General features: G+C 64.8%; 24 protein-coding genes and 1 other RNA gene. 21 read left to right on the forward strand and 4 right to left on the reverse strand.

All coding sequences use genetic code 11. The features are described 5' to 3' along the window. Positions 1-10 precede the first annotated feature (10 nt). The 6 genes from rpsI to H681_RS05590 all read left to right on the forward strand — a co-directional run bounded on the left by rpsI (position 11) and on the right by H681_RS05590 (position 4363). Positions 11-403, forward strand: coding sequence for a 30S ribosomal protein S9 (rpsI, locus tag H681_RS05565; RefSeq protein WP_015475858.1), 393 nt, complete (start codon positions 11-13; stop codon positions 401-403). A 249-nt stretch (positions 404-652) separates the two neighbouring features. Next, entirely contained in the window at positions 653-1243 is a 591-nt protein-coding gene (petA, locus tag H681_RS05570) for a ubiquinol-cytochrome c reductase iron-sulfur subunit (protein ID WP_015475859.1), read from the forward strand. Then, positions 1243-2454, forward strand: coding sequence for a cytochrome b (locus H681_RS05575; RefSeq protein ID WP_015475860.1), 1212 nt, complete (start codon positions 1243-1245; stop codon positions 2452-2454). The genes petA and H681_RS05575 overlap by 1 nt, the downstream gene beginning before the upstream one ends. Then, positions 2454-3236 (forward strand): cytochrome c1, encoded by a 783-nt coding sequence (locus tag H681_RS05580; RefSeq protein ID WP_015475861.1) that lies wholly within the window; start codon positions 2454-2456, stop codon positions 3234-3236. The genes H681_RS05575 and H681_RS05580 overlap by 1 nt, the downstream gene beginning before the upstream one ends. 93 nt (positions 3237-3329) lie before the next feature. After that, entirely contained in the window at positions 3330-3947 is a 618-nt protein-coding gene (locus H681_RS05585) for a glutathione S-transferase N-terminal domain-containing protein (protein WP_015475862.1), read from the forward strand. A gap of 11 nt (positions 3948-3958) precedes the next feature. Then, on the forward strand, positions 3959-4363 hold the full coding sequence (locus H681_RS05590; protein WP_015475863.1) for a ClpXP protease specificity-enhancing factor: 405 nt from the start codon (positions 3959-3961) through the stop codon (positions 4361-4363). A gap of 52 nt (positions 4364-4415) precedes the next feature. On the opposite strand, the gene H681_RS05595 is transcribed toward H681_RS05590, so the two are convergent. Genes H681_RS05595 through H681_RS05610 form a run of 4 tightly spaced genes read right to left on the reverse strand, consistent with a single transcriptional unit; the run spans position 4416 to position 7801 of the window. Next, a complete protein-coding gene (locus H681_RS05595) occupies positions 4416-4994 on the reverse strand; it encodes a BON domain-containing protein (RefSeq protein ID WP_015475864.1) in 579 nt (192 codons plus the stop codon). Next, positions 4991-5584, reverse strand: coding sequence for a phosphoheptose isomerase (locus H681_RS05600; protein ID WP_017518113.1), 594 nt, complete (start codon positions 5582-5584; stop codon positions 4991-4993). The genes H681_RS05595 and H681_RS05600 overlap by 4 nt, the downstream gene beginning before the upstream one ends. A gap of 28 nt (positions 5585-5612) precedes the next feature. Further along, a complete protein-coding gene (locus H681_RS05605) occupies positions 5613-5990 on the reverse strand; it encodes a YraN family protein (RefSeq protein ID WP_015475866.1) in 378 nt (125 codons plus the stop codon). After that, positions 5987-7801 (reverse strand): penicillin-binding protein activator, encoded by a 1815-nt coding sequence (locus tag H681_RS05610; RefSeq protein ID WP_015475867.1) that lies wholly within the window; start codon positions 7799-7801, stop codon positions 5987-5989. Before H681_RS05610 ends, H681_RS05605 begins: the two co-directional genes overlap by 4 nt. A 127-nt stretch (positions 7802-7928) precedes the next feature. Between H681_RS05610 and rsmI the strand changes: the two genes are divergently transcribed. The 15 genes from rsmI (at position 7929) to H681_RS05680 (ending at position 23715) form a co-directional block, all read left to right on the forward strand. Then, positions 7929-8777, forward strand: a complete 849-nt coding sequence (gene rsmI / locus H681_RS05615; protein ID WP_015475868.1) for a 16S rRNA (cytidine(1402)-2'-O)-methyltransferase — start codon at positions 7929-7931, stop codon at positions 8775-8777. A 40-nt stretch (positions 8778-8817) separates the two neighbouring features. Next, positions 8818-9174, forward strand: an RNA gene (gene rnpB, locus H681_RS25575) — RNase P RNA component class A. Positions 9175-9482: 308 nt separating this feature from the next. Further along, complete coding sequence (mraZ, locus tag H681_RS05620; RefSeq protein ID WP_015475869.1) at positions 9483-9938, forward strand: division/cell wall cluster transcriptional repressor MraZ; 456 nt, start codon at positions 9483-9485, stop codon at positions 9936-9938. Between the two features lie 8 nt (positions 9939-9946). After that, complete coding sequence (gene rsmH / locus H681_RS05625) at positions 9947-10888, forward strand: 16S rRNA (cytosine(1402)-N(4))-methyltransferase RsmH (protein WP_015475870.1); 942 nt, start codon at positions 9947-9949, stop codon at positions 10886-10888. Then, positions 10885-11178 (forward strand): cell division protein FtsL, encoded by a 294-nt coding sequence (ftsL, locus tag H681_RS05630; protein ID WP_015475871.1) that lies wholly within the window; start codon positions 10885-10887, stop codon positions 11176-11178. Before rsmH ends, ftsL begins: the two co-directional genes overlap by 4 nt. Then, positions 11175-12920, forward strand: coding sequence for a peptidoglycan D,D-transpeptidase FtsI family protein (locus H681_RS05635; RefSeq protein ID WP_015475872.1), 1746 nt, complete (start codon positions 11175-11177; stop codon positions 12918-12920). Before ftsL ends, H681_RS05635 begins: the two co-directional genes overlap by 4 nt. Beyond that, the gene (locus H681_RS05640) at positions 12920-14383 is read left to right on the forward strand and encodes a UDP-N-acetylmuramoyl-L-alanyl-D-glutamate--2,6-diaminopimelate ligase (protein ID WP_015475873.1); all 1464 of its coding nucleotides are present in this window, start codon (positions 12920-12922) and stop codon (positions 14381-14383) included. Before H681_RS05635 ends, H681_RS05640 begins: the two co-directional genes overlap by 1 nt. Further along, positions 14376-15740, forward strand: a complete 1365-nt coding sequence (locus tag H681_RS05645) for a UDP-N-acetylmuramoyl-tripeptide--D-alanyl-D-alanine ligase (protein WP_015475874.1) — start codon at positions 14376-14378, stop codon at positions 15738-15740. The genes H681_RS05640 and H681_RS05645 overlap by 8 nt, the downstream gene beginning before the upstream one ends. Next, positions 15741-16823 carry a phospho-N-acetylmuramoyl-pentapeptide-transferase gene (gene mraY, locus H681_RS05650; protein ID WP_015475875.1) on the forward strand — a complete coding sequence of 361 codons (1083 nt, stop codon included), beginning with the start codon at positions 15741-15743 and terminating at the stop codon, positions 16821-16823. Positions 16824-16836: 13 nt separating this feature from the next. Next, positions 16837-18195, forward strand: a complete 1359-nt coding sequence (gene murD / locus H681_RS05655; RefSeq protein ID WP_015475876.1) for a UDP-N-acetylmuramoyl-L-alanine--D-glutamate ligase — start codon at positions 16837-16839, stop codon at positions 18193-18195. Then, positions 18195-19394, forward strand: a complete 1200-nt coding sequence (gene ftsW, locus H681_RS05660) for a putative lipid II flippase FtsW (RefSeq protein ID WP_015475877.1) — start codon at positions 18195-18197, stop codon at positions 19392-19394. The genes murD and ftsW overlap by 1 nt, the downstream gene beginning before the upstream one ends. Further along, a complete protein-coding gene (murG, locus tag H681_RS05665) occupies positions 19384-20457 on the forward strand; it encodes an undecaprenyldiphospho-muramoylpentapeptide beta-N-acetylglucosaminyltransferase (protein ID WP_015475878.1) in 1074 nt (357 codons plus the stop codon). Before ftsW ends, murG begins: the two co-directional genes overlap by 11 nt. Continuing rightward, positions 20450-21904: a UDP-N-acetylmuramate--L-alanine ligase gene (gene murC, locus H681_RS05670; RefSeq protein WP_015475879.1), complete on the forward strand. Its 1455-nt coding sequence runs from the start codon at positions 20450-20452 to the stop codon at positions 21902-21904. The genes murG and murC overlap by 8 nt, the downstream gene beginning before the upstream one ends. Next, positions 21901-22848: a D-alanine--D-alanine ligase gene (locus H681_RS05675; RefSeq protein WP_015475880.1), complete on the forward strand. Its 948-nt coding sequence runs from the start codon at positions 21901-21903 to the stop codon at positions 22846-22848. Before murC ends, H681_RS05675 begins: the two co-directional genes overlap by 4 nt. A 3-nt stretch (positions 22849-22851) precedes the next feature. Continuing rightward, entirely contained in the window at positions 22852-23715 is an 864-nt protein-coding gene (locus H681_RS05680; protein ID WP_015475881.1) for a cell division protein FtsQ/DivIB, read from the forward strand. Positions 23716-23719: the final 4 nt, after the last annotated feature.

The raw sequence follows: 23719 nt of genomic DNA on the forward strand, positions 1-23719 counted from the left end.
ATAGCTCATTATGTCGGCGACTCAAAATTACGGCACTGGCCGTCGTAAGACCGCTACCGCTCGCGTCTTCCTGCGTCCGGGTACTGGCAAGATCTCCATCAACAACCGCAGCATCGAGCAGTTCTTCGGTCGTGAGACCGCTCGCATGGTTGTCCGTCAGCCGCTCGAGCTGACCGAGAACACCGAGAAGTTCGATATCTACGTGACCGTCGTTGGCGGTGGCGTAAGCGGCCAGGCCGGTGCGATCCGTCATGGTATCACCCGCGCTCTGATCGAGTACGACGAGACCCTGCGCAGCTCGCTGCGTAAGGCCGGCTACGTCACTCGCGATGCTCGCGAAGTTGAGCGTAAGAAAGTCGGTCTGCGTAAGGCGCGTAAGCGTCCGCAGTACTCCAAGCGTTAATACGACGCTTCGAAAAAAACGCCCAGATCCTTTGGACTGGGCGTTTTTTTATGTCTCTAATTTATTCGTGCGGCAAGGTGTCGCATCCGTGCGAGCCCCGTCCCGCAAGGGTTTCGCTAACTTCGTATCTGGCTATTACCTTGTCAGCACAAGGGGTTTTCTTTACCATTTGGCGAATTTTTTGCGCGGCTCGAATTTTTACTTAAAAGCCTGATTTGAACAGGCTTGAAGCTGATGGGAGACGACTGAATGAGTAATGACGGCGTGAATGCAGGCCGGCGTCGCTTCCTTGTCGCGGCCACTTCGGTGGTTGGTGCGGCAGGAGCGGTCGGAGCTGCGGTCCCGTTCGTGGGGTCATGGTTCCCCAGTGCCAAGGCGAAGGCCGCTGGCGCGCCGGTGAAGGTCAACGTAGGGAAGATCGAGCCGGGCCAGCAGGTCGTGGCCGAGTGGCGTGGCAAGCCGGTGTTCCTGGTGCATCGCACCAAGGAAATGCTCGACGCGCTGCCGACCCTCGAAGGGCAACTGGCCGACCCCGAGTCGAAGGCTTCGGAGCAGCCGGCGTACGTCGATCCCAAGCTGCGTTCGATCAAGCCTGAGCTGGCCGTGATCGTCGGTATCTGCACCCACCTGGGCTGCTCGCCGACCTTCCGCCCGGAAGTCGCTCCCGCAGACCTCGGTCCGGACTGGAAGGGTGGCTACTTCTGCCCTTGCCACGGCTCCCATTACGACCTCGCCGGCCGCGTTTACAAGGGACAGCCCGCGCCCCTGAACCTGCCGATTCCGCCCTATACGCTGGATGGTGATGAGCTGACCATCGGTGTGGACCAGGAGAAAGCCTGATGAACAAGTTCATGGCTTGGGTCGATGCCCGCTTCCCCGCGACCAAGATGTGGGAAGACCATCTGAGCAAGTACTACGCCCCGAAGAACTTCAACTTCTGGTACTTCTTCGGCTCCCTCGCACTGCTGGTCCTGGTCAACCAGATCCTCACCGGTATCTGGCTGACCATGAGCTTCACCCCGTCGGCGGAAGAAGCGTTCGCGTCCGTCGAGTACATCATGCGAGATGTAGATTACGGCTGGATTATCCGCTACATGCACTCCACCGGTGCATCGGCGTTCTTCGTGGTCGTCTACCTGCACATGTTCCGTGGCCTGCTGTACGGCTCCTACCAGAAGCCGCGCGAGCTGGTGTGGATCTTCGGCATGCTGATCTACCTCGCCCTGATGGCCGAGGCCTTCATGGGCTACCTGCTGCCCTGGGGCCAGATGTCCTACTGGGGTGCCCAGGTGATCATCTCGCTGTTCGGCGCCATCCCGGTGATCGGCGAAGACCTGTCCCAGTGGATCCGTGGTGACTTCCTGATCTCCGGCATCACCCTGAACCGCTTCTTCGCCCTGCACGTGATCGCCCTGCCGATCGTCCTGCTCGGCCTGGTCGTGCTGCACATCCTGGCGCTGCACGAAGTCGGCTCGAACAACCCCGACGGCGTGGACATCAAGAAGAAGAAGGACGAGAACGGCATCCCGCTGGACGGCATCCCGTTCCACCCGTACTACACCGTGAAAGACATCGTCGGTGTCGTGGTCTTCCTGTTCGTCTTCTGCACCGTGATCTTCTTCTTCCCGGAAATGGGCGGATTCTTCCTCGAGAAGCCCAACTTCGAGATGGCGAACCAGTTCAAGACCCCGGATCACATCGCCCCGGTTTGGTACTTCACGCCGTTCTACGCCATCCTGCGCGCCGTTCCGGACAAGCTGATGGGTGTCATCGCCATGGGCGCCGCCATTGCCGTGCTGTTCGTGCTGCCGTGGCTGGACCGTAGCCCGGTTCGCTCGATCCGCTACAAGGGCTGGCTGAGCAAGATCTGGCTGGTGATCTTCGCGGTATCCTTCGTGATCCTCGGCTACTACGGCTCGCAAGCGCCGTCGCCGCTGGGCACCACGCTGTCCCGCCTGTGCACCATTCTGTATTTCGCCTTCTTCATCCTGATGCCGTTCTACACCCGGATGGAGAAAACCAAACCGGTTCCGGAAAGGGTGACTGGCTGATGAAAAAGCAATTCGCTGCATTTGTTCTGGCTCTGCTGCCCGTCTTCGGCTTTGCCGCCGGAGGTCATGGCCCGGCCCTGGATCACGTCGATATCGACCTGACCGACAAGGCCGCCATGCAGGATGGCGCGCGTACTTTCGCCAACTACTGCATGGGCTGCCACAGCGCCAAGTTCCAGCGTTATGAGCGGGTAGGCCGTGATCTGGGCATCCCGGAAGAGCTGATGATGAGCCACCTGGTGTTCACCGGCGCGAAGATCGGTGACCACATGGACATCGGCATGAAGCCTGCTGACGCCAAGGTATGGTTCGGTGCTGCTCCGCCGGACCTGACCCTGGTGGCCCGTGTTCGCGGCACCGACTGGCTGTACACCTACCTGCGTTCGTTCTACGAAGATCCCAAGCGTCCGTGGGGCGTGAACAACACCATCTTCCCGAACGTCGGTATGCCGAACGTGCTGGCGAGCCTGCAGGGCCGCCAGGTCATTGGCTGCAAGCAGATCCAGGTCGTCGAGGATGGCAAGAAGCAGTACGATCCTCTGACCGGTACTCCGCTGACCCACGAGGCCTGCGATCAACTGACCATCGTTCCGAAGACCGGTCAGCTGAACGAAGCTCAGTTCGACGAAAAGGTGAAGAACCTGGTGACCTTCCTGGCTTATTCGGCTGACCCGAACAAGCTGGAGTCCCACCGCATCGGCACCTACGTCCTGCTGTTCCTGGCCTTCTTCTTCGTGTTCGCCTACCTGCTCAAGCGCGAATACTGGAAGGACGTGCACTAAGCACCACCCGTCGTAGTAACAAGCGCGCGCCCTACGGGGCGCGCGTGCGTTTTTCTACCTCCCACAAGAAGATCCTGCGAGGAGGCGCGCGGCATGGCCGCAATCAACAAGCTCACCTGCTTCTCCGACCCTTCCTGCCACTACAGCCATCGCGTGCGCCTGGTGCTGGCCGAGAAGAGCGTCGTCGCCGACATCATCGACGTACCCGCCGGCAGCATCCCGGCCAAGCTCGCCGAAGTGAACCCCTATGGCAGCCTGCCGACGCTGGTGGATCGCGATCTCGCCCTCTACGAGTCGACGGTGGTCATGGAGTACCTCGACGAGCGTTATCCCCATCCGCCGTTGCTGCCCGTCTATCCGGTGGCGCGTGCCAACAGCCGGTTGCTGATGCACCGCATCCAGCGCGACTGGTGTGCCCTGGTGGACCGCATCCTCGATTCACGCCGGAAGGACGCCGAGCGCGCCTTGGCGAGAAAGGAATTGCGTGAGAGCCTGACGGGGGTATCTCCGCTGTTCGCCGACAAACCGTTCTTCCTCAGTGAGGATCTGAGTCTGGTGGATTGCTGCCTGCTGCCGATCCTCTGGCGATTGCCGGTCCTGGGCATCGAGCTGCCGCGCCCGGCCAAGCCGCTGCTGGATTACATGGAGCGACAGTTTGCGCGGGAAACTTTCCGTGCGAGCCTGTCCTCTATCGAACGTGATATGCGCTAAGGAGCCTGATGATGAACTCCAGTCGTCCCTACCTCGTACGAGCCCTCTATGAGTGGATCGTCGACAACGGCTGCACCCCGCATATCCTGGTGAACTCCGAGTATCCGGGCGTGCGGGTGCCGTCGGGCTATGCCAGCGATGGTCAGATCGTGCTCAACGTCTCGCCCACCGCGGTGCGCCACCTGCAGATGGATAACGAGGCGGTCAGCTTCGAAGGTCGTTTCGGTGGTGTTGCCCAGAGCCTGTACATTCCGTCCCAGGCCGTGATGGCCATTTACGCGCGGGAGAACGGCCAAGGCATGGTCTTCGACCTGGAACCGCCGGTGCCCACCGATGACGAGGATCTGCCCGATGACGGCCCCTCCGACGAGCCGCCACGCCCCAGTGGCCGACCGAGTCTCAAGGTGGTGAAGTAATAAAAAGGCGACCCGAGGGTCGCCTTTTTCATGCCTGCAATATATCGCTCGATCAGTCGATGTACTCGAACAGGCGGACGATCTTCTGCACGCCGTCCACGCCCTGGACCACCTGGGTGGCCAGGTCGCCTTCCTTGCGGGTGACCAGGCCCAGCATGTAGACGATGCCGTTCTCGGTCAGGACCTTGATGCGGGTGGAGGGCACGTTCGCGTCAGCGAGCATTTGGCTCTTGATCTTGGTGGTCAGCCAGGTGTCGTTGCTGCGGGCGGCCAGGGAGGAGGGCTGCAGGATCTGCAGCTCGTTGTGCACGGTCTTGACCTTCTGCACTTCCCGGGCGGCCTGTTCGGCCTTGTTCTTCAGGTCGGCACGTGGGGTCTGGCCGGCCAGCAGTACCACGCCGTTGTAGCTGATCACCACGACGTGGGAATTGCGGTCGAGGTCCGGATCGGCTTTGGCGACGTTCACCTCCACCTTGGTTTCGATCAGCGAGTCGTCGATCTTGCTGCCAAGGGTGCGGGTACCCTTGTCATCGTCGATCGGCTTGTCGCGGGTGGCGCTGACGAAGCTGCTGCAGCCACCCAGTGCCATGGTCACGGCCAGTGCGGCTGCGATCAGAGGGGTACGGGTCATTCTTCACTCCCGAATAGCTGACGGTCGATGAGGTCGCACAGGCAATGGATGACCAGCAGGTGGACTTCCTGGATGCGTGCGGTGACCTTGGCCGGGACGCGGATTTCCACGTCTTCGGGCAGCAGTAACGATGCCATGTTGCCGCCGTCGCGGCCGGTCAGAGCTACGACAACCATTTCGCGATCATGTGCGGCCTGGATCGCCTGAATGACGTTCGCCGAGTTGCCGCTGGTGGAAATCGCCAGCAGTACGTCGCCCGGTTGGCCCAGTGCGCGAATCTGCTTGGAGAAGACTTCGTTGTAGCTGTAGTCGTTGGCGATCGAAGTGATGGTGGAGCTGTCGGTGGTCAGGGCGACCGCCGGCAGGCTCGGGCGCTCGCGCTCGAAGCGATTCAGCAGCTCGGAGGAGAAGTGCTGGGCGTCTCCGGCAGAGCCGCCGTTGCCGCAGGAGAGAATCTTGCCTTCGTTCAGCAGGGCATTGACCATGACCATGCTGGCCTGCTCGATATGCGGGATGAGCACCTCGGTGGCCTGTTGCTTGGTCTCGATGCTGGCATGGAAGAGCTGGCGGATACGGGATTGCATGTCCATCAGGTGTGACCTTTCGTCGGGCGTCTGATCAGGTGTCAAAGGCGTTGGGAATCCAGTTCAAGTGCCCTGCGGAGCCTGGGGTTCGGTGGTCGATAGCGACGATGTCGAACCGGCAGGGGTGTCTGCTCCAGCGGGCGTTCTGTTGCAGGAAGTGTTCGGCGGCGGCGGTCAGGCGCTGACGCTTGCGCGAGTCCACACTTTCCAGGGCTCCTCCCCAGGCGTTGTGCCGGCGGGAGCGAACTTCGACGAATACTACTGTATCGCCGTCCAGCATGACCAGATCGAGCTCGCCGCGGCGACACGTCCAGTTCTGCGCCACAAGGCGCAATCCATGCTGTTCGAGGTGGGCGCGGGCGCTGGCTTCCGCCTCGCGCCCGGCCTTCTGGGAGGGGCTGTTGCCGATCAAATACCGTTGTTCTCCAGCGGCTGCGCCTGGCCATTGCGGAACTCGGCCCAGGGCAGGTGGCGTTCGACGCGTTGGCCGGGATTGACGCTCAGGGTGCCGGTCAGGCCGTCGAGCTGCATGCTCGGCACGGCCTTGAGTTCCGGCAGGCGCGGTGCCAGTTGGTAGGCGTCGGCGCCCATTGCATAAAGGCGGCCGAGGCTGCCGTTGGCCTGCGGCCACTGGGCGGCGACCTGCTGGCGCAGCGGGTTGTTCGGTTCCAGCAACCACGGGGTTTCGCAGAAGCGGATGCCGTTCAGGTCCTGGTCCTGGGCCGGGTTGTTCACGCCGCTGTAGAGGTTGGAGGTGGCGTAGACCGGCAGGTCGCCCGCGTACTGGAAGGCCAGCGTCGGCTTGATCTGGCGAGCCTGCTGCGGGGTGGCGGCGAGGAAGATGAAGTCGATGTCCTGGCGGCGCGAGGGCTGGGTGTCGACGCTGCTGTCGAGCACGCCTTGCAGGCGCTTGGCGCGGCCTTCGCTCTGGCGTAGTTGCAGCAGGTCGGCGATTTGGCGGGCCAGTTCTACCGGCTGGTCGACGTGCTCGGCGGCGATCAGGGTGCCGCCGGCGGCCTGCCAGTTGCGGCTGAAGGAGGCCAGTACGCGGTCGCCCCATTCGCCACGCGGGACCAGGGCCACGGCGCGACGCATGCCGTCGTTCCAGGCGCGGCTGGCGACTTCGCGGGCCTCGTCCTCGGCGGACAGGCCGAACTGGAACAGCTGGGCCGGGCCTTCCTGACCGCTGTCGCTGTAGTTCAGCGCCAGGGTGGTGATTGGCAGTTGCGGCTGGCTGCTCAGTTGCTTGACCAGGTTCTTCTCCAGCGGGCCTACGACCAGTTGGACGCCGTCGGCCTGGGCCTGACGATAGAACTCATCCAGCGAGCGAACCTGGGTGCTGTCGTAGAGCTTGATCGCCGGCTGTGCCTGGCCGCTTTGCTGGGCCTGGTAGTGGGCGGCGAGGAAGCCGTCCTGCAGTGCGCGGGACACCGACGCCAATTGGCCCTGCTGCGGCAGCAGCAGGGCGATGGTATTCAGCGGCTGGGCGGCCAGCGACTTGATCTTCTGCAGTGCGTCGGGCAGCCGCTTGGCGGCCGGGTGGTCGGGGTTCCGGGCGACCCAGTTGTCGATGTTGGACTGCTGTTCCTTCAGCGTCGACGAGGTCTTGGTGATGCGTGCCAGTTCCAGCCAGCCGTTCAGGTCGCCTTCGTTACCGCTGGCCTGCAGTTGCTCGACTGGCAGGCTGGAGACCAGGCCCCAGATGGCCTCCTGGTTGCTCTTGCTGGCCTCGGCGTTGAGCAGCGGATCGATGAAGACGCGCTCGCGGGCAGCGCTCAGGGTCTGGCTGTCTGCCGCCAGGGCCTGGGCCTTGACCAGGCCTGCGCGGGCCTGCAGCTCCACCGGCATTTCGCCCAGGCGCTGGAAGTTCGGATTCTCGAAGGCTTTCAGGGCGGCTTTCGGCTTGTTGCGTGCCATCTCCAGCTGAGCCTTGAGGGTGCTGGCGAAGACCTGCTGGGCGGGCTTCAGGCTGTCCAGGGGGATTTGCTCGAGGATTTGCGAGGAGCGTCCGAAGTCCTTCTGCTTGTAGGCGAGGTCGGCGGCGGAGAGGCGCAGCACGTTGGCTTCGTCGGGCTTGGCGGTGGAAGCCTGCTGCAGCAGTTGTTCGATGCTGGCGTCCGGAGTGCGCGGCAGTTCGCCGAGGTTGGAGGACGGGGACGAGGCGCAGGCGGCGAGCATGCCGGCAAGGAGCAGGGCGGAAAGCGGGCGCAGGCGAGCGGTCATATCGGGCTTCTCGTGACGCATTCAAAGAGCTGCCGATTGTACCCAAGCGGCGAGGGTGACGCGATGGCGGCAACCGGAAAGGGGATACAATGCGGCTTTTCCGACATTCCTGGCGAGGTTCTTCCGCGTGACCTTCGGCACTCTCTATGTGGTGGCTACCCCCATCGGCAATCTGGATGACATCAGCGCCCGGGCGCTCAAGGTGCTGCGCGACGTCTCGCTGATCGCCGCCGAAGACACCCGTCACTCTGTACGCCTGCTGCAGCATTTCGGCCTCGAAACGCCGCTGGCGGCCTGCCATGAGCACAATGAGCGCGAGCAGGGCGGGCGATTCCTGGCGAAGCTGCAGGCCGGCGAAGACGTCGCGCTGATCTCCGATGCGGGCACGCCGTTGATCTCCGATCCGGGCTATCACCTGGTGCGCCAGGCGCGGGCTGCGGGAGTTCAGGTGGTCCCGGTGCCGGGCGCCTGCGCGCTGATCGCCGCGCTGTCCGCCGCCGGGCTGCCGTCGGATCGCTTTGTCTTCGAGGGTTTCCTGCCGGCCAAGGCCGCGGGGCGGCGTGGCCGGCTGGAGGCGCTGCTGGAGGAGCCGCGTACGCTGATCTTCTATGAGGCGCCGCATCGTCTGCTGGAGTGCATCGAGGACATGGCGGCGATCTTCGGCAATGAGCGCCCGGCGGTGTTGGCGCGGGAGTTGACCAAGACCTTCGAGACCCTGAAGGGCCTGCCGTTGGGTGAACTGCGCGAGTTCGTCGCCGGCGACAGCAACCAGCAGCGCGGCGAGTGCGTGCTGTTGGTGGCGGGCAGGCCGGCGCCGGAAGGCGATGAAGCGGTGGATGCGCAGACGCTGCGCGTGCTCGATCTATTGCTGGCCGAATTGCCGGTGAAGCGCGCGGCAGCGCTGGCGGCGGAGATCACCGGGGTGCGGAAGAACCAGCTGTATCAGATCGCGCTGGAGCGCCAGGGTAAGGCTTGAGCTTGTCCTGAGCGTCGTCAGCCGCTAATCTTGCGGACTGAGAGTTGGTTGGACAGTCGCTGCTGCGTGATGTTCCATCACGGGGTGGAGGAAAGTCCGGGCTCCATAGGGCAGAGTGCCAGGTAACGCCTGGGAGGCGCGAGCCTACGGAAAGTGCCACAGAAAATAACCGCCTAAGCGCAACAGCGCCGGTAAGGGTGAAAAGGTGCGGTAAGAGCGCACCGCACGGCTGGCAACAGTTCGTGGCTAGGTAAACCCCACTCGGAGCAAGACCAAATAGGAATCCATTGGCGCGGCCCGCGTTGGATTCGGGTAGGTCGCTTGAGGCATTCAGTGATGAATGTCCCAGAGGAATGGCTGTCCTCGACAGAACCCGGCTTACAGACCGACTCTCTCCACATTCCCTCCACTTCTTCCCACCATGACCATTTGTCGCTGATCGGAAGAAGTTACAAAGTTAAGAAATCACTTTAAGTGTGAAAGCCCAGTGTTTTGAAAACACTGGGCTTTTCTCTTTCTGGTCGCGTCAAACTTCCCTCCGAAACCCTCCATAAGCACGCTAAATCTCGGTCCTGTAAGGATTTTTCGCCTCTGGCTCGCCTTGACGGTGGGGAGCGTGGATTTCTATAGTGTGCGGAAGTGGTATGAAGTGGGTAAAAGTGGGATCAACAGGCATGGATAGCCAACCACAGGGGAAGCGCTGACGTGTTTCGCGGAGCTAACGCCATCAGTCTCGACGCCAAAGGGCGCCTCGCGATGCCGAGTCGGTATCGTGACGAGCTCGTTTCGCGTTGCAATGGCCAGCTCATCGTCACCATCGATGCCGTCGATACCTGCCTGACCGTATACCCCCTCCCTGAATGGGAACTCATCGAAGCCAAACTGCGCGAGCTGCCGTCGTTGCGTGAAGAAACGCGGCGCCTGCAGCGTTTGCTGATTGGTAATGCCGTGGACCTGGAGCTGGATAGCGCCGGGCGTTTCCTGGTTCCGCCGCGGCTTCGCGAATACGCCGGCCTGGACAAGCGGGCCATGCTGGTCGGCCAGCTGAACAAGTTCCAGCTCTGGGACGAAGACAAGTGGAATGCGGTTGCCGAGGCCGACCTCGCAGCCATTAAAGAGCCCGGCGGTCTGCCGGACGAATTGCGCGACCTTATTCTGTGAGCCTGCCTGTGAATAGTACCTACCAACACATCACCGTTCTTCTCGAGGAGGCCGTCGACGCACTGGCCCCCCGCGACGACGGCCGCTATGTGGACGGTACCTTCGGCAGGGGAGGGCATAGTCGTGCCTTGCTTGGGAGGCTCGGTCCGGGTGGTCAGTTGCTCGGGTTCGACAAGGACCCCCAAGCCATCGCGACGGGAAAAGCACTGGCGGCCGAAGACGGCCGCTTCGTCATTGTGCAAAGGTCCTTCGCCGAGATGGCGGATGAGTTCACCGCTCGCGGCCTTCAGGGCAGCGTGAACGGCGTGCTGCTGGACCTGGGCGTGTCCTCGCCGCAGCTGGATGACCCGGAGCGCGGCTTCAGCTTCCTCAACGACGGTCCGCTGGACATGCGGATGAACCCGGACCAGGGCGTCAGCGCCGCGCAGTGGATTGCCACCGCCGCCGAAGACGAGATCGCCCGTGTGTTCAAGGACTACGGCGAAGAGCGCTTTGCCAGGCGCATGGCCCGCGCCATCGTGCAGCGCCGTGCGGAAAAGCCGTTCGAGCGTACCGCCGACCTGGCTGCGGTGATCACCGAGGCCAACCCGGCCTGGGAGAAGGGCAAGAATCCGGCCACCCGCGCCTTCCAGGGGCTGCGTATCTTCATCAACAATGAGCTGGGCGATCTGGAGCGGGGCCTCGACGCCGCGCTGGAAGGTCTTGCCGTGGGCGGTCGCCTGGTGGTGATCAGCTTCCACTCGCTGGAAGACCGCATCGTCAAGCAGTTCATGCGCAAGCAGGTGAAAGGCGAGGCGGACAACCTGCCGCGCAACCTGCCGATCCAGGTCAAACCCTTCGAGCCGCGCCTGAAGCTGCTCGGCAAGCCGGTCTACGCCTCCGAGGCTGAGCTCAAGGCCAACCCGCGTTCGCGCAGTGCCGTCATGCGTATTGCGGAGAAGCTCAGATGAGCCGCCTCTTCGTCAAGCGCCTGCCGGCCGGCAGCTTCTTCATGCTGTTGCTGTTCATTGGTGTGCTGCTATCGGCGATTTCCGTTTCCTACAGCGCGTACTGGAACCGCCAGTTGCTCAACGCTCTGTATGCCGAACTGAGCGTGCGTGACAAGGCGCAGGCCGAATATGGCCGGCTGATCCTGGAGCAGAGCACCTGGACGGCGCACAGCCGCATCGAAGCGCTGGCCACCGACCAGTTGAAGATGCGCGTGCCGGATCCGACCGAAGTCATCATGGTGGCGCCATGAAGAATCTCGCCGGAGCTCGCTACCCCTGGCGCTTCCGCGTCGTCGTCGGCCTGCTGATGACGATGGTGGCCGCCATCGCCTGGCGGATCGTCGACCTGCACGTCATCGACCACGATTTCCTCAAGGGACAGGGCGATGCGCGCAGCGTGCGCCACATCGCCATTCCCGCGCACCGCGGCCTGATCACTGACCGCAATGGCGAGCCGCTGGCCGTCAGTACGCCGGTTGCCACGCTGTGGGCGAATCCCAAGGAACTGGTGCTCGAACGCGAGAAGTGGGGCTTCCTCGCCGATGCCCTCGGCCAGTCCAGGGCCGCTCTGTCGGAACGCCTGGAGGCGAACGCCGACAAGGAGTTCATCTATTTGGTGCGTGGCCTGACCCCGGAGCAGGGCGAGGGCGTGATGGCCCAGGTGAAAACCCACCGCATCCCCGGCGTCTATTCGGTCGAGGAATTCCGTCGCTTCTACCCGTCCGGCGAGGTTGCCGCACAGGTGGTGGGCTTCACTGACGTCGACGATCGTGGTCGTGAAGGCGTTGAACTGGCCTTCGACAGCTGGCTGGCCGGCGTGCCGGGCAAGCGCCAGGTGCTCAAGGACCGCCGTGGTCACCTTATCCGCGACGTGCAGGTCACCCGTAACGCCAAGGCCGGCAAGACCCTGGCCCTGTCCATCGACCTGCGCCTGCAGTACCTCGCCAACCGCGAGCTGCGCAACGCGCTGGTGGAAAACGGCGCCAAGGCCGGCAGCCTGGTGATCCTCGACGTGAAGACTGGCGAAGTGCTGGCCATGTCCAACCAGCCGACCTACAACCCGAACAACCGTCGCAACCTGCAGCCGGCGATGATGCGCAACCGCGCCATGATCGACGTTTTCGAGCCCGGTTCGACCATGAAGCCGTTCTCCATGAGCGCGGCACTGGAAACCGGCCGCTGGAAGCCGACCGACAAGGTCGAGGTCTACCCCGGCACCCTGCAGATCGGCCGTTACACCATTCGCGACGTCTCCCGCAGCGAAGGTCCGGTGCTGGACCTCACCGGCATCCTCATCCGCTCCAGTAACGTCGGCATGAGCAAGGTCGCCTTCGATATCGGCGGCGAAGCCATCTACAACCTGATGCAGAAGGTCGGTCTCGGCCAGGACACCGGCCTGGGCTTCCCCGGCGAGCGCGTCGGCAACCTGCCGAACTACCGCGAGTGGCGCAAGGCCGAAACCGCGACCCTGTCCTACGGTTACGGTCTGTCGGTGACCGCCATCCAACTGGCTCACGCTTACTCGGCGCTGGCCAACAACGGCCGCAGCGTGCCGTTGACGATGGTCCGCGCCGACCGTCAGCCGGACTCGACCCAGGTCATCCCCGAGCCCGTTGCCAAGACCATGCAGGGCATGCTCCAGCAGGTGGTCGAGGCGCCCAACGGCGTATTCCGCGCCCAGGTGCCGGGCTACCACGTGGCCGGCAAGTCCGGTACCGCGCGCAAGACCGCAACCGGCACCAAGGGTTATGCCGAGAACTCCTACCGCTCCCTGTTCGCCGGCTTCGGCCCGATGAGCAATCCGCGCTACGTGATCGTGGTCGTCATCGATGAACCCAGCAAGGCCGGCTACTACGGTGGCCTGGTGTCCGCGCCGGTGTTCAGCAAGGTGATGTCCGGCACGCTGCGCCTGATGAACGTACCGCCGGACAATCTGCCGGCGACTCCGCAGCAGCAAGCCGATGCTGCGCCCGCCAAAGGAGGGCGTGGCTGATGCCGATGAGCCTCAATCAATTGCTGCCGCAGGCTGAAAGCGGCGAGCTGATCCGCGAACTGACCCTGGACAGCCGCACCGTCAAGCCGGGCGACCTGTTCCTCGCCGTACCGGGTGGCCGCCAGGACGGTCGCGCGCATATTGCCGGCGCCCTGACCCTGGGGGCCGCCGCCGTTGCCTATGAAGCCGAAGGCGCTGTCGATCTGCCGCCCAGCGATGTGCCGATGATCGCTATCAAGGGCCTCGCCAGGCAGCTGTCCGCCATCGCCGGGCGCTTCTATGGCGAGCCGAGTCGTGGCGTCGACCTGGTCGGCGTGACCGGCACCAACGGCAAGACCAGCGTCAGCCAACTGGTGGCCCAGGCGCTGGACCTGCTGGGCGAGCGCTGCGGCATCGTCGGTACGCTTGGTACCGGTTTCTACGGCGCGCTGGAAAGCGGCCGTCATACCACCCCCGATCCGCTTGCCGTGCAGGCGACCCTGGCGCGCCTGAAACAGGCCGGCGCCAGGGCGGTGGCGATGGAAGTCTCCTCCCACGGCCTGGAGCAGGGTCGCGTAGCGGCGCTGGGCTTCGACGTGGCGGTGTTCACCAACCTGTCCCGCGACCACCTGGACTATCACGGCTCGATGGAAGCCTACGGCTCCGCCAAGGCCCAGTTGTTCGCCTGGCAGGGACTGCGTTGCCGAGTGATCAACCTGGACGACGATTTTGGCCGTCAACTGGCCGGGGAAAAGCACGAATCCCGCCTGATGGGCTACAGCCAGATCGATCCGTCGGCCTACCTCTATTGCCGCGAAGCCCGTTTCAGCGATGCCGGCGTCGAGGCGCAGGTCGTCACTCCGCAAGGCGAAGGCCTGTTACGCAGCTCGCTGCTGGGCAAGTTCAACCTGAGCAACCTGCTGGCAGTGGTTGGTGCGCTGCTCGGCCTGGATTACCCGCTGGGCGACGTGCTGGCCGTGTTGCCGCAACTGGAAGGTCCGGTTGGCCGCATGCAGCGCCTGGGTGGCGGCGAGAAGCCGCTGGTGGTGGTGGATTACGCCCACACTCCGGACGCCCTGGAGAAAGTCCTGCTGGCCCTGCGCCCGCACGTGCATGGTCGTCTGCTCTGCCTGTTCGGTTGTGGTGGCGACCGTGACCGCGGTAAGCGTCCGATCATGGCGCGGATCGCCGAGCAGCACGCCGACCGTGTGCTGGTCACCGACGACAACCCGCGTACCGAGAAGAGCGAAGCGATCATCGCCGACATCCGTGCCGGTTTCGCCGGGCCTGAAACGGTGGAGTTCGTTCCCGGTCGTGGCGAGGCCATTGCTCGCTTGATCGCTTCGGCCGGCGTCGATGACGTCGTGCTGCTGGCCGGCAAGGGACATGAGGATTACCAGGAGATCGACGGCGTCCGCCATCCGTTCTCCGATCTGGATCAAGCCACCAAGGCTCTGGCTGCCTGGGAGGTGAAGCGTGCTTAAGCCCCTGTCGCTCACCGAAGTCGCCGGCGCACTCGATGGCCGCGTGGTGGGCGCGGATGTCGCCTTCGACGCCGTCAGCACCGATAGTCGCGCCATCGTGCCGGGCCAACTGTTCATCGCCCTGACCGGCCCGCGCTTCGACGGCCACAACTACCTGGTCGACGTCGCCGCCAAGGGCGCCGTCGCCGCGCTGGTGGAGCGAGAAGTCCCTGCTGCTCCGCTGCCGCAACTGGTGGTGCGCGATACCCGCGTGGCACTGGGCCAACTGGGCGCGCTGAACCGCGCTGCCTTTACCGGCCGTGTCGCCGCCGTCACTGGCTCCAGCGGCAAGACCACCGTGAAGGAAATGCTCGCCAGCATCCTGCGGACCCAGGGCGACGTCCTGGCGACCCGTGGCAACCTGAACAACGACCTCGGCGCCCCGCTGACCCTGCTGCAACTGGCGCCGGAGCAGCGGAGTGCGGTCATCGAGCTGGGCGCCTCGCGCATCGGTGAGATCGCCTACACCGTCGGTCTGACCCGCCCGCACGTCGCCATCATCACCAACGCCGGCACTGCCCATGTGGGCGAGTTCGGCGGGCAGGACAAGATCGTCCTGGCCAAGGGCGAGATTCTCGAGGGGCTGGCCGCCGATGGCGTGGCCATCCTCAACCGCGACGACAAGGCCTTCGACACCTGGCAGGCCCATGCCGCCGGCCGTCGTGTCTCCAGTTTCGGCCTGCACGATGCTCGCGCCGACTTCCGCGCCAGCGATGTGCAACGTGATGCCCGTGGTTGCCCGGGCTTTACCCTGCACAGTCCCGCAGGCGAGGCGTGCATCCAATTGAACCTGCTGGGCGAACACAATGTGACCAATGCCTTGGCGGCCGTTGCCGCCGCTCATGCCCTGGGCGTGCCGCTGGTCGGGATCGTTTCCGGCCTGCAGAACCTGCAGCCGGTCAAGGGCCGCGCCGTAGCCCAGCTGGCGACGAATGGCATGCGTGTGATCGACGACAGCTACAACGCCAATCCGGCTTCAATCTGCGCGGCGATTGATATACTCGCCGGCTTTTCCGGCCGGACCGTCCTGGTCCTCGGAGACATGGGCGAGCTGGGGGCCTGGGCAGAGTCTTCCCACCGCGAAGTGGGAACCTATGCCATCGGCAAAGTCTCAGCGCTCTATGCCGTCGGTCCGCTGATGAGCCACGCCGTGCAGGCGTTCGGTTCCGCGGGTCGGCACTTCGCCGATCAGGCCAGCCTGATTGGCGCCCTGGCCGAAGAAGCATCGACCACCACCATTCTGATCAAGGGTTCCCGCAGCGCGGCGATGGACAAAGTCGTCGCGGCGCTCTGTGGTTCCTCCGAGGAGAGTCACTAAATGCTGCTGCTGCTCGCCGAGTACCTGCAACAGTTCCACAAGGGCTTCGGCGTCTTCCAGTACCTGACCCTGCGCGGCATCCTGAGCGTGCTGACCGCGCTCGCCCTGTCGCTCTGGCTGGGGCCGTGGATGATTCGCACCCTGCAGATCCGCCAGATCGGCCAGGCCGTGCGTAACGACGGGCCGCAATCGCACCTGTCCAAGAAAGGCACGCCGACCATGGGCGGTGCGCTGATCCTCACCGCCATCGCCATCAGCACCCTGTTGTGGGCCGACTGGTCGAACCGCTACGTCTGGGTCGTGTTGGCCGTGACCCTGCTGTTCGGCGCCATCGGCTGGGTGGATGACTACCGCAAGGTGATCGAGAAAAACTCCCGTGGCCTGCCGAGCCGCTGGAAGTATTTCTGGCAGTCGGTATTCGGCCTGGGCGCGGCGATCTTCCTCTATATGACCGCCGAGACGCCGGTCGAGACCACCCTGATCGTGCCGATGCTGAAGAGCGTCGAGATTCCGCTGGGCATCTTCTTCGTGGTGCTGACCTACTTCGTGATCGTCGGCTCCAGCAACGCGGTGAACCTGACCGATGGCCTCGACGGCCTCGCCATCATGCCCACCGTAATGGTCGGCGGAGCGCTGGGGATCTTCTGCTACCTGTCGGGCAACATCAAATTCGCCGAATACCTGCTGATCCCCAGCGTTCCAGGGGCGGGCGAACTGATCATCTTCTGCGCCGCCATTGTTGGCGCGGGGCTGGGCTTCCTTTGGTTCAACACCTATCCGGCCCAGGTCTTCATGGGCGACGTCGGCGCGCTGGCGCTGGGTGCCGCGCTGGGCACCATTGCTGTGATCGTCCGCCAGGAGATCGTGCTGTTCATCATGGGCGGCGTGTTCGTCATGGAAACCCTGTCGGTGGTGATCCAGGTCGCCTCCTTCAAGTTGACCGGCAAGCGCGTGTTCCGCATGGCGCCGATCCACCACCACTTCGAACTCAAGGGCTGGCCGGAGCCGCGCGTGATCGTGCGCTTCTGGATCATCACGGTGATTCTCGTGCTGATCGGCCTGGCTACGTTGAAACTGCGTTGAGGACTGATCGAGCATGAGCCTGATCGCTTCCGACCAATTCCGCATCGTTGTCGGCCTCGGCAAGAGCGGCATGTCCCTGGTGCGCTACCTGGCGCGCCAGGGTGTGCCCTTTGCCGTGGCGGATACGCGCGCGAATCCGCCGGAACTGGCGACCCTGCGCGAGCAGTACCCGCAGGTCGAGGTGCGCTGCGGCGACCTCGACGCCGATTTCCTCTGCCGCGCCCAGGAGCTCTACGTGAGCCCCGGCCTGTCGCTGCGCGTTCCGGCGCTGGTGGAAGCCGCCGCCCGTGGCGTGCGCATGTCCGGCGATGTCGACCTGTTCGCGCGTCAGGCGAAGGCGCCGATCGTCGCCATCACCGGTTCCAACGCCAAGAGCACCGTCACCACCCTGGTGGGCGACATGGCCAAGGCCGCCGGCAAGCGCGTCGCCGTCGGTGGCAATCTCGGCACCCCGGCGCTGGACCTGCTGGCCGATGACGTCGAGCTGTACGTGGTGGAGCTGTCGAGCTTCCAGCTGGAAACCTGCGAACGCCTGGGTGCCGAAGTCGCCACCTGCCTGAACGTCAGCGAAGACCACATGGACCGCTACGACGGCATGGCCGACTACCACCTGGCCAAGCACCGTATCTTCCGTGGTGCAAAGCAGGTCGTGGTGAACCGCGCCGACGCGCTGAGCCGCCCGCTGATTGCCGACACCGTGCCGTGCTGGACCTTCGGTATCAACAAGCCGGACTTCAAGGCCTTCGGCCTGATCGAACCAGATTCCGAAAGAGCAGGTGAGAAGTGGCTGGCCTTCCAGTTCGAGCCGCTGATGCCAGCCCGCGAGCTGAAGATCCGTGGCGCGCACAACCAGTCCAACGCCCTGGCCGCGCTGGCGCTGGGGCACGCCGTCGGCCTGCCGTTCGAGCCGATGCTGCAGACCCTGCGTGAATTCGCCGGCCTGGCCCATCGCTGCCAGTGGGTACGTGAACGCAACGGCGTGAACTACTACGACGACTCCAAGGCCACCAACGTCGGTGCCGCCCTGGCTGCCATCGAAGGCCTGGGTGCCGATATCGACGGCAAGCTGGTGCTGATCGCCGGTGGCGACGGCAAGGGCGCCGACTTCCATGACCTGCGTGCTCCGGTCGCGCAGCATTGCCGCGCCGTGGTGCTGCTGGGCCGCGATGCCGAGCTGGTGAGCGCTGCCATCGGCAATGCCGTGCCCAAGGTCCGCGTGAATACCCTGGACGAAGCCGTCGAACATGCCGCCGACCTGGCGCTGCCGGGCGATGCCGTGCTGCTGTCGCCGGCCTGCGCGAGCCTGGACATGTTCAAGAACTACGAAGAACGCGGACGCCTGTTCGCCAAGGCCGTGGAGGAGCTCGCCTGATGTTCTCCTTCCTGCGCCCCTATCCGTCCCCGCTGATCAGCCGCCACGGCATCGATCTGGACTTCCCGCTGCTGGCGGGTTGCCTGGCGCTGCTCGGTCTCGGTCTGGTGATGGTTACCTCGGCGTCGTCCGAAGTGGCGGCGGCGCAGTCCGGCAATCCGCTGTACTTCTCGGTCCGCCACCTGATCTACCTGGCCATCGGCTTCGTCACCTGCGGCCTGACCATGATGGTGCCGATGGAAACCTGGCAGCGCCTGGGCTGGAAGCTACTGGCCATCGCCTTCGGATTGCTGGTGCTGGTGATCACCCCCGGCATCGGCCGCGAGGTGAACGGTTCGATGCGCTGGATCGGCTTCGGCCTGTTCAACATCCAGCCCTCGGAGATCGCCAAGGTCTTCGTGGTGGTCTTCATGGCCGGCTATCTCGTACGCCGCCAGGAAGAAGTGCGCGAGAGCTGGCTGGGCTTCTTCAAGCCCTTCGTGGTGCTGCTGCCGATGGCCGGCCTGTTGCTGCGCGAGCCCGACTTCGGCGCCACCGTGGTGATGATGGGCGCGGCCGCCGCGATGCTGTTCCTCGGCGGCGTGGGCCTGTTCCGCTTCGGCCTGATGGTCGCGCTGGCGGTGGGCGCCGTGGTCCTGCTGATCCAGACCCAGCCTTACCGGATGGCGCGCCTGACCAACTTCACCGACCCCTGGGCCGACCAGTTCGGCGCGGGCTACCAGCTCAGCCAGGCGCTGATCGCCTTCGGCCGTGGCGGCTGGACCGGCATGGGCCTGGGCAACAGCATCCAGAAGCAGTTCTACCTCCCCGAGGCGCACACCGACTTCGTGTTCGCGGTCCTCGCGGAAGAGCTGGGCATAGTCGGCGCCATGGCCACCGTGGCCCTGTTCGTCTTCGTCAGCCTGCGCGCGCTGTACATCGGCATCTGGGCCGAGCAGTCGAAACAGTACTTCTCCGCCTACGTCGCCTACGGGCTGGCATTCCTGTGGATCGGCCAGTTCCTGATCAACGTGGGCGTGAACGTCGGCCTGCTGCCGACCAAGGGCCTGACCCTGCCATTCCTCAGCTACGGCGGCAGCTCCCTGGTGATCTGCTGCGCCCAGCTGGGAATGCTGCTGCGCATCGAATGGGAGCGCCGCACCGTGATGGGCAGCGAGGAATATGAATTCAGCGAAGAGGACTTTGCCGATGAAAGGTAACGTCCTGATCATGGCCGGCGGCACCGGCGGACACGTCTTCCCGGCGCTGGCCTGCGCCCGCGAGTTCCAGGCGCGCGGCTACAGCGTGCACTGGCTGGGCACGCCGCGTGGCATCGAGAACGATCTGGTGCCCAAGGCCGGTCTGCCGCTGCACCTGATCAACGTCAGCGGCCTGCGTGGCAAGGGTCTCAAGTCGTTGCTGCGCGCGCCGTTCGATCTGCTCAAGTCGCTGTTCCAGGCCCTGGGCGTGGTTCGCCGGCTCAAGCCGGTCTGCGTGCTGGGCCTGGGCGGTTACGTCACCGGTCCGGGCGGCCTGGCCGCCAAACTGTCCGGCGTGCCGCTGGTGATCCATGAGCAGAACGCCGTCGCCGGCACCGCCAACCGCAGCCTGGCGCCGCTGGCCAAGCGGGTCTGCGAAGCCTTCCCGGACACCTTCGACAGCAGCGCCAAGCGCCTGACCACCGGCAACCCGGTGCGTGTCGAGCTGTTCCTGGAAGAGGGCGCCCGCGCGCCGCTGGCCGGCCGCCGCGTCAACCTGCTGGTGCTGGGTGGCAGCCTGGGCGCCGAGCCGCTGAACAAGCTGCTGCCCGAAGCGCTGGCGCAGGTTCCCGCCGAGATTCGCCCGGCCATTCGCCATCAGGCCGGTCGTCAGCATGACGAAATTACTGCGGAGCGTTATCGCGCTGCGGGTGTCGAAGCGGACGTCGCTCCGTTCATCGCCGACATGGCCGCCGCCTATGCGTGGGCCGATCTGGTGATTTGCCGCGCCGGAGCGCTGACCGTGAGCGAACTGACCGCCGCCGGCCTGCCGTCCTTCCTGGTGCCGCTGCCCCACGCGATCGACGACCACCAGACCAAGAACGCCGAATTCCTGGTGCGGGAGGGCGCCGCCCACCTGCTGCCACAGAAATCTACCAGCGCCGCCGACCTGGCCGCGCAGTTGTCCGAGGTATTGATGCATCCCGATTCCCTGACCCGCATGGCCGGCCGCGCTCGCAGTCTGGCCAAGCCCGAGGCTACCCGTACGGTGGTCGATGCCTGCCTGGAGGTGGCCCGTGGTTAAAGAACCCACCGGCGTCACCCGCACCATGCGGCGCATCCGTCGCATCCACTTCGTCGGCATCGGTGGCGTGGGCATGTGCGGCATTGCGGAAGTGCTGCTCAACCTCGGCTACGAAGTGTCCGGCTCCGACCTCAAGGCTTCGCCGGTCACCGAGCGCCTGGAGAAGTTCGGTGCCGAGATCTTCATCGGCCACCGTGCGGAAAATGCCGACGGCGCCGACGTGCTGGTGGTGTCCAGCGCGGTGAACAAGGCCAACCCGGAAGTCGCCGCCGCACTGGACCGCCGCGTACCGGTGGTGCCGCGCGCCGAGATGCTCGCCGAACTGATGCGTTACCGCCACGGCATCGCGGTTGCCGGTACCCACGGCAAGACCACCACCACCAGCCTGATCGCCTCGGTGTTCGCTGCCGGCGGCCTGGACCCGACCTTCGTCATCGGCGGCCGCCTGAACGCCGCCGGCACCAACGCGCAGCTGGGCACCAGCCGCTACCTGGTGGCCGAGGCCGACGAGAGCGACGCCAGCTTCCTGCACCTGCAGCCGATGGTTTCGGTGGTCACCAATATCGACGCCGACCACATGAGCACCTATGGCGGCGACTTCAACAAGCTCAAGCGCACCTTCGTCGACTTCCTGCACAACCTGCCGTTCTACGGCCTGGCCGTGCTCTGCGTGGACGACCCGGTGGTGCGCGAGATCCTGCCGCAGGTCGCCCGTCCGACCGTGACCTACGGCCTGAGCGAGGACGCCGACGTCCGCGCCATCAACATCCGCCAGGAAGGCATGCGCACCTACTTCACCGTGCTGCGCCCCGAGCGCGAGCCGCTGGACGTCTCGGTGAACATGCCCGGTCTGCACAACGTGCTGAACTCCCTGGCGACCATCGTCATCGCCACCGACGAAGGCATCTCCGATGAAGCCATCGTCCAGGGCCTGTCCGGCTTCCAGGGCGTGGGTCGACGTTTCCAGGTCTATGGCGACCTGCAGGTGGAAGGTGGCAGCGTGATGCTGGTCGACGACTACGGCCACCACCCGCGCGAAGTCGCGGCAGTGATCAAGGCCGTGCGTGGCGGCTGGCCGGAGCGCCGCCTGGTGATGGTCTACCAGCCACACCGCTACACCCGTACCCGCGACCTGTACGAGGACTTCGTGCAGGTGCTGGGCGACGCCAACGTGCTGATGCTGATGGAGGTCTACCCGGCCGGCGAAGAGCCGATCCCCGGTGCCGACAGCCGTCATCTGTGCCACAGCATCCGCCAGCGCGGCCAGCTTGATCCGATCTATCTGGAGCGCGGTGGCGATCTCGCCTCGCTGCTGGGGCCGCTGCTGCGTCCCGGCGACATCCTGCTCTGCCAGGGGGCCGGCGATATCGGTGGACTGGCGCCGCAACTGATCAAGAATCCGATGTTCGGTGCCGCCGCTGCTGGCGCCGAGGGGAAGAAGGCATGAGCGACGTCCTCAAATCCACCCTCGATCCCCGCGCCTTCGGTCGCGTCGCCGTGCTTTACGGCGGCAAGAGCGCCGAGCGCGAGGTATCGCTGAAGTCCGGCGCCATGGTCCTGCAAGCGCTGCAGGACGGCGGTGTGGATGCCTTCGGCATCGACGTGGGCGACGATCTGCTGGAGCGTCTGACCCGCGAGAAGATCGACCGTGCCTTCATCATCCTCCACGGTCGTGGCGGTGAAGACGGCACCATGCAGGGGCTGCTGGAAATCGCCGGCATTCCCTACACCGGCAGCGGCGTACTGGCGTCCGCGCTGGCGATGGACAAGCTGCGCACCAAGCGCGTGTGGCTGAGCCTGGGCCTGCCGACGCCTGACCATGCCGTGCTCGCCAGCGAGGACGATTGCCGCACCGCCGCCGCGAAGCTCGGCTTCCCGCTGATCGTCAAGCCGGCCAGTGAAGGTTCGAGCATCGGCATGGCCAAGGTGAACAGCGAGCAAGAGCTGATCGCTGCCTGGGCGGGGGCCGCGAAATACGATTCGCAGGTGCTCGTCGAGCAATGGATCAGCGGGCCCGAATTCACCATCGCCGTCCTGCGTGGCCAGGTGTTGCCGCCCATTCGCCTGGGTACTCCGCACACCTTCTACGACTACGACGCCAAGTACCTCGCCAGCGATACCCGGTACCAGATTCCCTGTGGCCTCGACGCCGCCAAGGAAGAGGAACTGAAGGACCTGACCGCGCGCGCCTGCGATGCCCTCGGCATCCAGGGCTGGGGCCGGGCCGACGTGATGCAGGATGCCGAAGGGCGTTTCTGGCTTCTGGAAGTGAACACCGCACCGGGCATGACCGACCACAGCCTGGTGCCGATGGCCGCGCGCGCGGCCGGCCTGGATTTCCAGCAACTGGTGCTGGCGATCCTCGCCGACAGCGTCGAGGCAAGGGGGTAAGTCATGAACGGCGCGCAGCTTCGTCACCAGAATCCCGGACTCGGCCGTGCACCTGCGCGCAAGCCGGTGCCGCGCGGCGCCAGCCGCCTGGTGGCCAAGGAGCCGCTCAGCGCCCGCATGCCCAAGCCGAATTTCGGCTTCCTCAAGGTGCTGGTGTGGCCTCTGGTGCTGGGTGTGCTCGGCGTCGGTGCCTACTACGGCGCGCAATACGCGTTGCCCTATGCCGACCGGCCGATTGCCAGGGTCAGCGTGGAGGGTGATCTGAGCTACATCAGCCAGGCGGCGGTGCAGCAACGGATCAGCCCCTACGTCTCGGCCAGCTTCTTCACCATCGATCTGGCCGGTATGCGCCAGGAGCTGGAGCAGATGCCCTGGATCGCCCACGCCGAAGTGCGTCGCGTGTGGCCCGACCAGGTGGTCGTCCGCCTGGACGAGCAACTGCCGATTGCCCGTTGGGGGAACGAAGCGTTGCTGAACAACCAGGGCCAGGCCTTCGCCCCGAGCGAGGTGGCCAACTATGAGCACCTGCCGCGCCTGTCCGGCCCGCAGCGCGCTCAGCAACAAGTGATGCAGCAGTACCAGATTCTCAGCCAGATGCTCCGTCCGCTGGGCTTCACCATTTCCAGCCTGGACATGAGTTCGCGTGGCGCCTGGACCCTGGGCACCGCGCAGGGCGTGGAGATCATGCTGGGCCGCGATCACGCGGTAGAACAGATTCGCCGGCTCGTGACCATCTACGACAAGGCGCTGAAAGAGCAGATTTCGAAAATTGCGCGCATCGACATGCGCTACCCCAACGGCCTGGCCGTGGCGTGGCGCGACCCGGTGCCGGAAGCGACGGTGGCCCAGACCACCGCCGCGCAGTGAGTTG

It is taken from the genome of Pseudomonas sp. ATCC 13867 (genome assembly GCF_000349845.1).
In the GTDB taxonomy this organism is placed as follows: Bacteria; Pseudomonadota; Gammaproteobacteria; order Pseudomonadales; family Pseudomonadaceae; genus Pseudomonas.

What these genes read in the sequence shown, in the direction of transcription:
- H681_RS05595 (WP_015475864.1), bottom strand. Translation starts at nt 4,994, where the DNA reads ATGACCCGTACCCCTCTGATCGCAGCCGCACTGGCCGTGACCATGGCA.
- ftsW (WP_015475877.1), top strand. Translation starts at nt 18,195, where the DNA reads ATGTTCTCCTTCCTGCGCCCCTATCCGTCCCCGCTGATCAGCCGCCAC.
- H681_RS05680 (WP_015475881.1), top strand. Translation starts at nt 22,852, where the DNA reads ATGAACGGCGCGCAGCTTCGTCACCAGAATCCCGGACTCGGCCGTGCA.
- H681_RS05575 (WP_015475860.1), top strand. Translation starts at nt 1,243, where the DNA reads ATGAACAAGTTCATGGCTTGGGTCGATGCCCGCTTCCCCGCGACCAAG.
- H681_RS05610 (WP_015475867.1), bottom strand. Translation starts at nt 7,801, where the DNA reads ATGACCGCTCGCCTGCGCCCGCTTTCCGCCCTGCTCCTTGCCGGCATG.
- H681_RS05600 (WP_017518113.1), bottom strand. Translation starts at nt 5,584, where the DNA reads ATGGACATGCAATCCCGTATCCGCCAGCTCTTCCATGCCAGCATCGAG.
- H681_RS05590 (WP_015475863.1), top strand. Translation starts at nt 3,959, where the DNA reads ATGAACTCCAGTCGTCCCTACCTCGTACGAGCCCTCTATGAGTGGATC.
- ftsL (WP_015475871.1), top strand. Translation starts at nt 10,885, where the DNA reads ATGAGCCGCCTCTTCGTCAAGCGCCTGCCGGCCGGCAGCTTCTTCATG.
- murG (WP_015475878.1), top strand. Translation starts at nt 19,384, where the DNA reads ATGAAAGGTAACGTCCTGATCATGGCCGGCGGCACCGGCGGACACGTC.
- mraY (WP_015475875.1), top strand. Translation starts at nt 15,741, where the DNA reads ATGCTGCTGCTGCTCGCCGAGTACCTGCAACAGTTCCACAAGGGCTTC.
- H681_RS05635 (WP_015475872.1), top strand. Translation starts at nt 11,175, where the DNA reads ATGAAGAATCTCGCCGGAGCTCGCTACCCCTGGCGCTTCCGCGTCGTC.
- H681_RS05675 (WP_015475880.1), top strand. Translation starts at nt 21,901, where the DNA reads ATGAGCGACGTCCTCAAATCCACCCTCGATCCCCGCGCCTTCGGTCGC.
- murD (WP_015475876.1), top strand. Translation starts at nt 16,837, where the DNA reads ATGAGCCTGATCGCTTCCGACCAATTCCGCATCGTTGTCGGCCTCGGC.
- petA (WP_015475859.1), top strand. Translation starts at nt 653, where the DNA reads ATGAGTAATGACGGCGTGAATGCAGGCCGGCGTCGCTTCCTTGTCGCG.
- rpsI (WP_015475858.1), top strand. Translation starts at nt 11, where the DNA reads ATGTCGGCGACTCAAAATTACGGCACTGGCCGTCGTAAGACCGCTACC.
- H681_RS05640 (WP_015475873.1), top strand. Translation starts at nt 12,920, where the DNA reads ATGCCGATGAGCCTCAATCAATTGCTGCCGCAGGCTGAAAGCGGCGAG.
- H681_RS05580 (WP_015475861.1), top strand. Translation starts at nt 2,454, where the DNA reads ATGAAAAAGCAATTCGCTGCATTTGTTCTGGCTCTGCTGCCCGTCTTC.
- H681_RS05585 (WP_015475862.1), top strand. Translation starts at nt 3,330, where the DNA reads ATGGCCGCAATCAACAAGCTCACCTGCTTCTCCGACCCTTCCTGCCAC.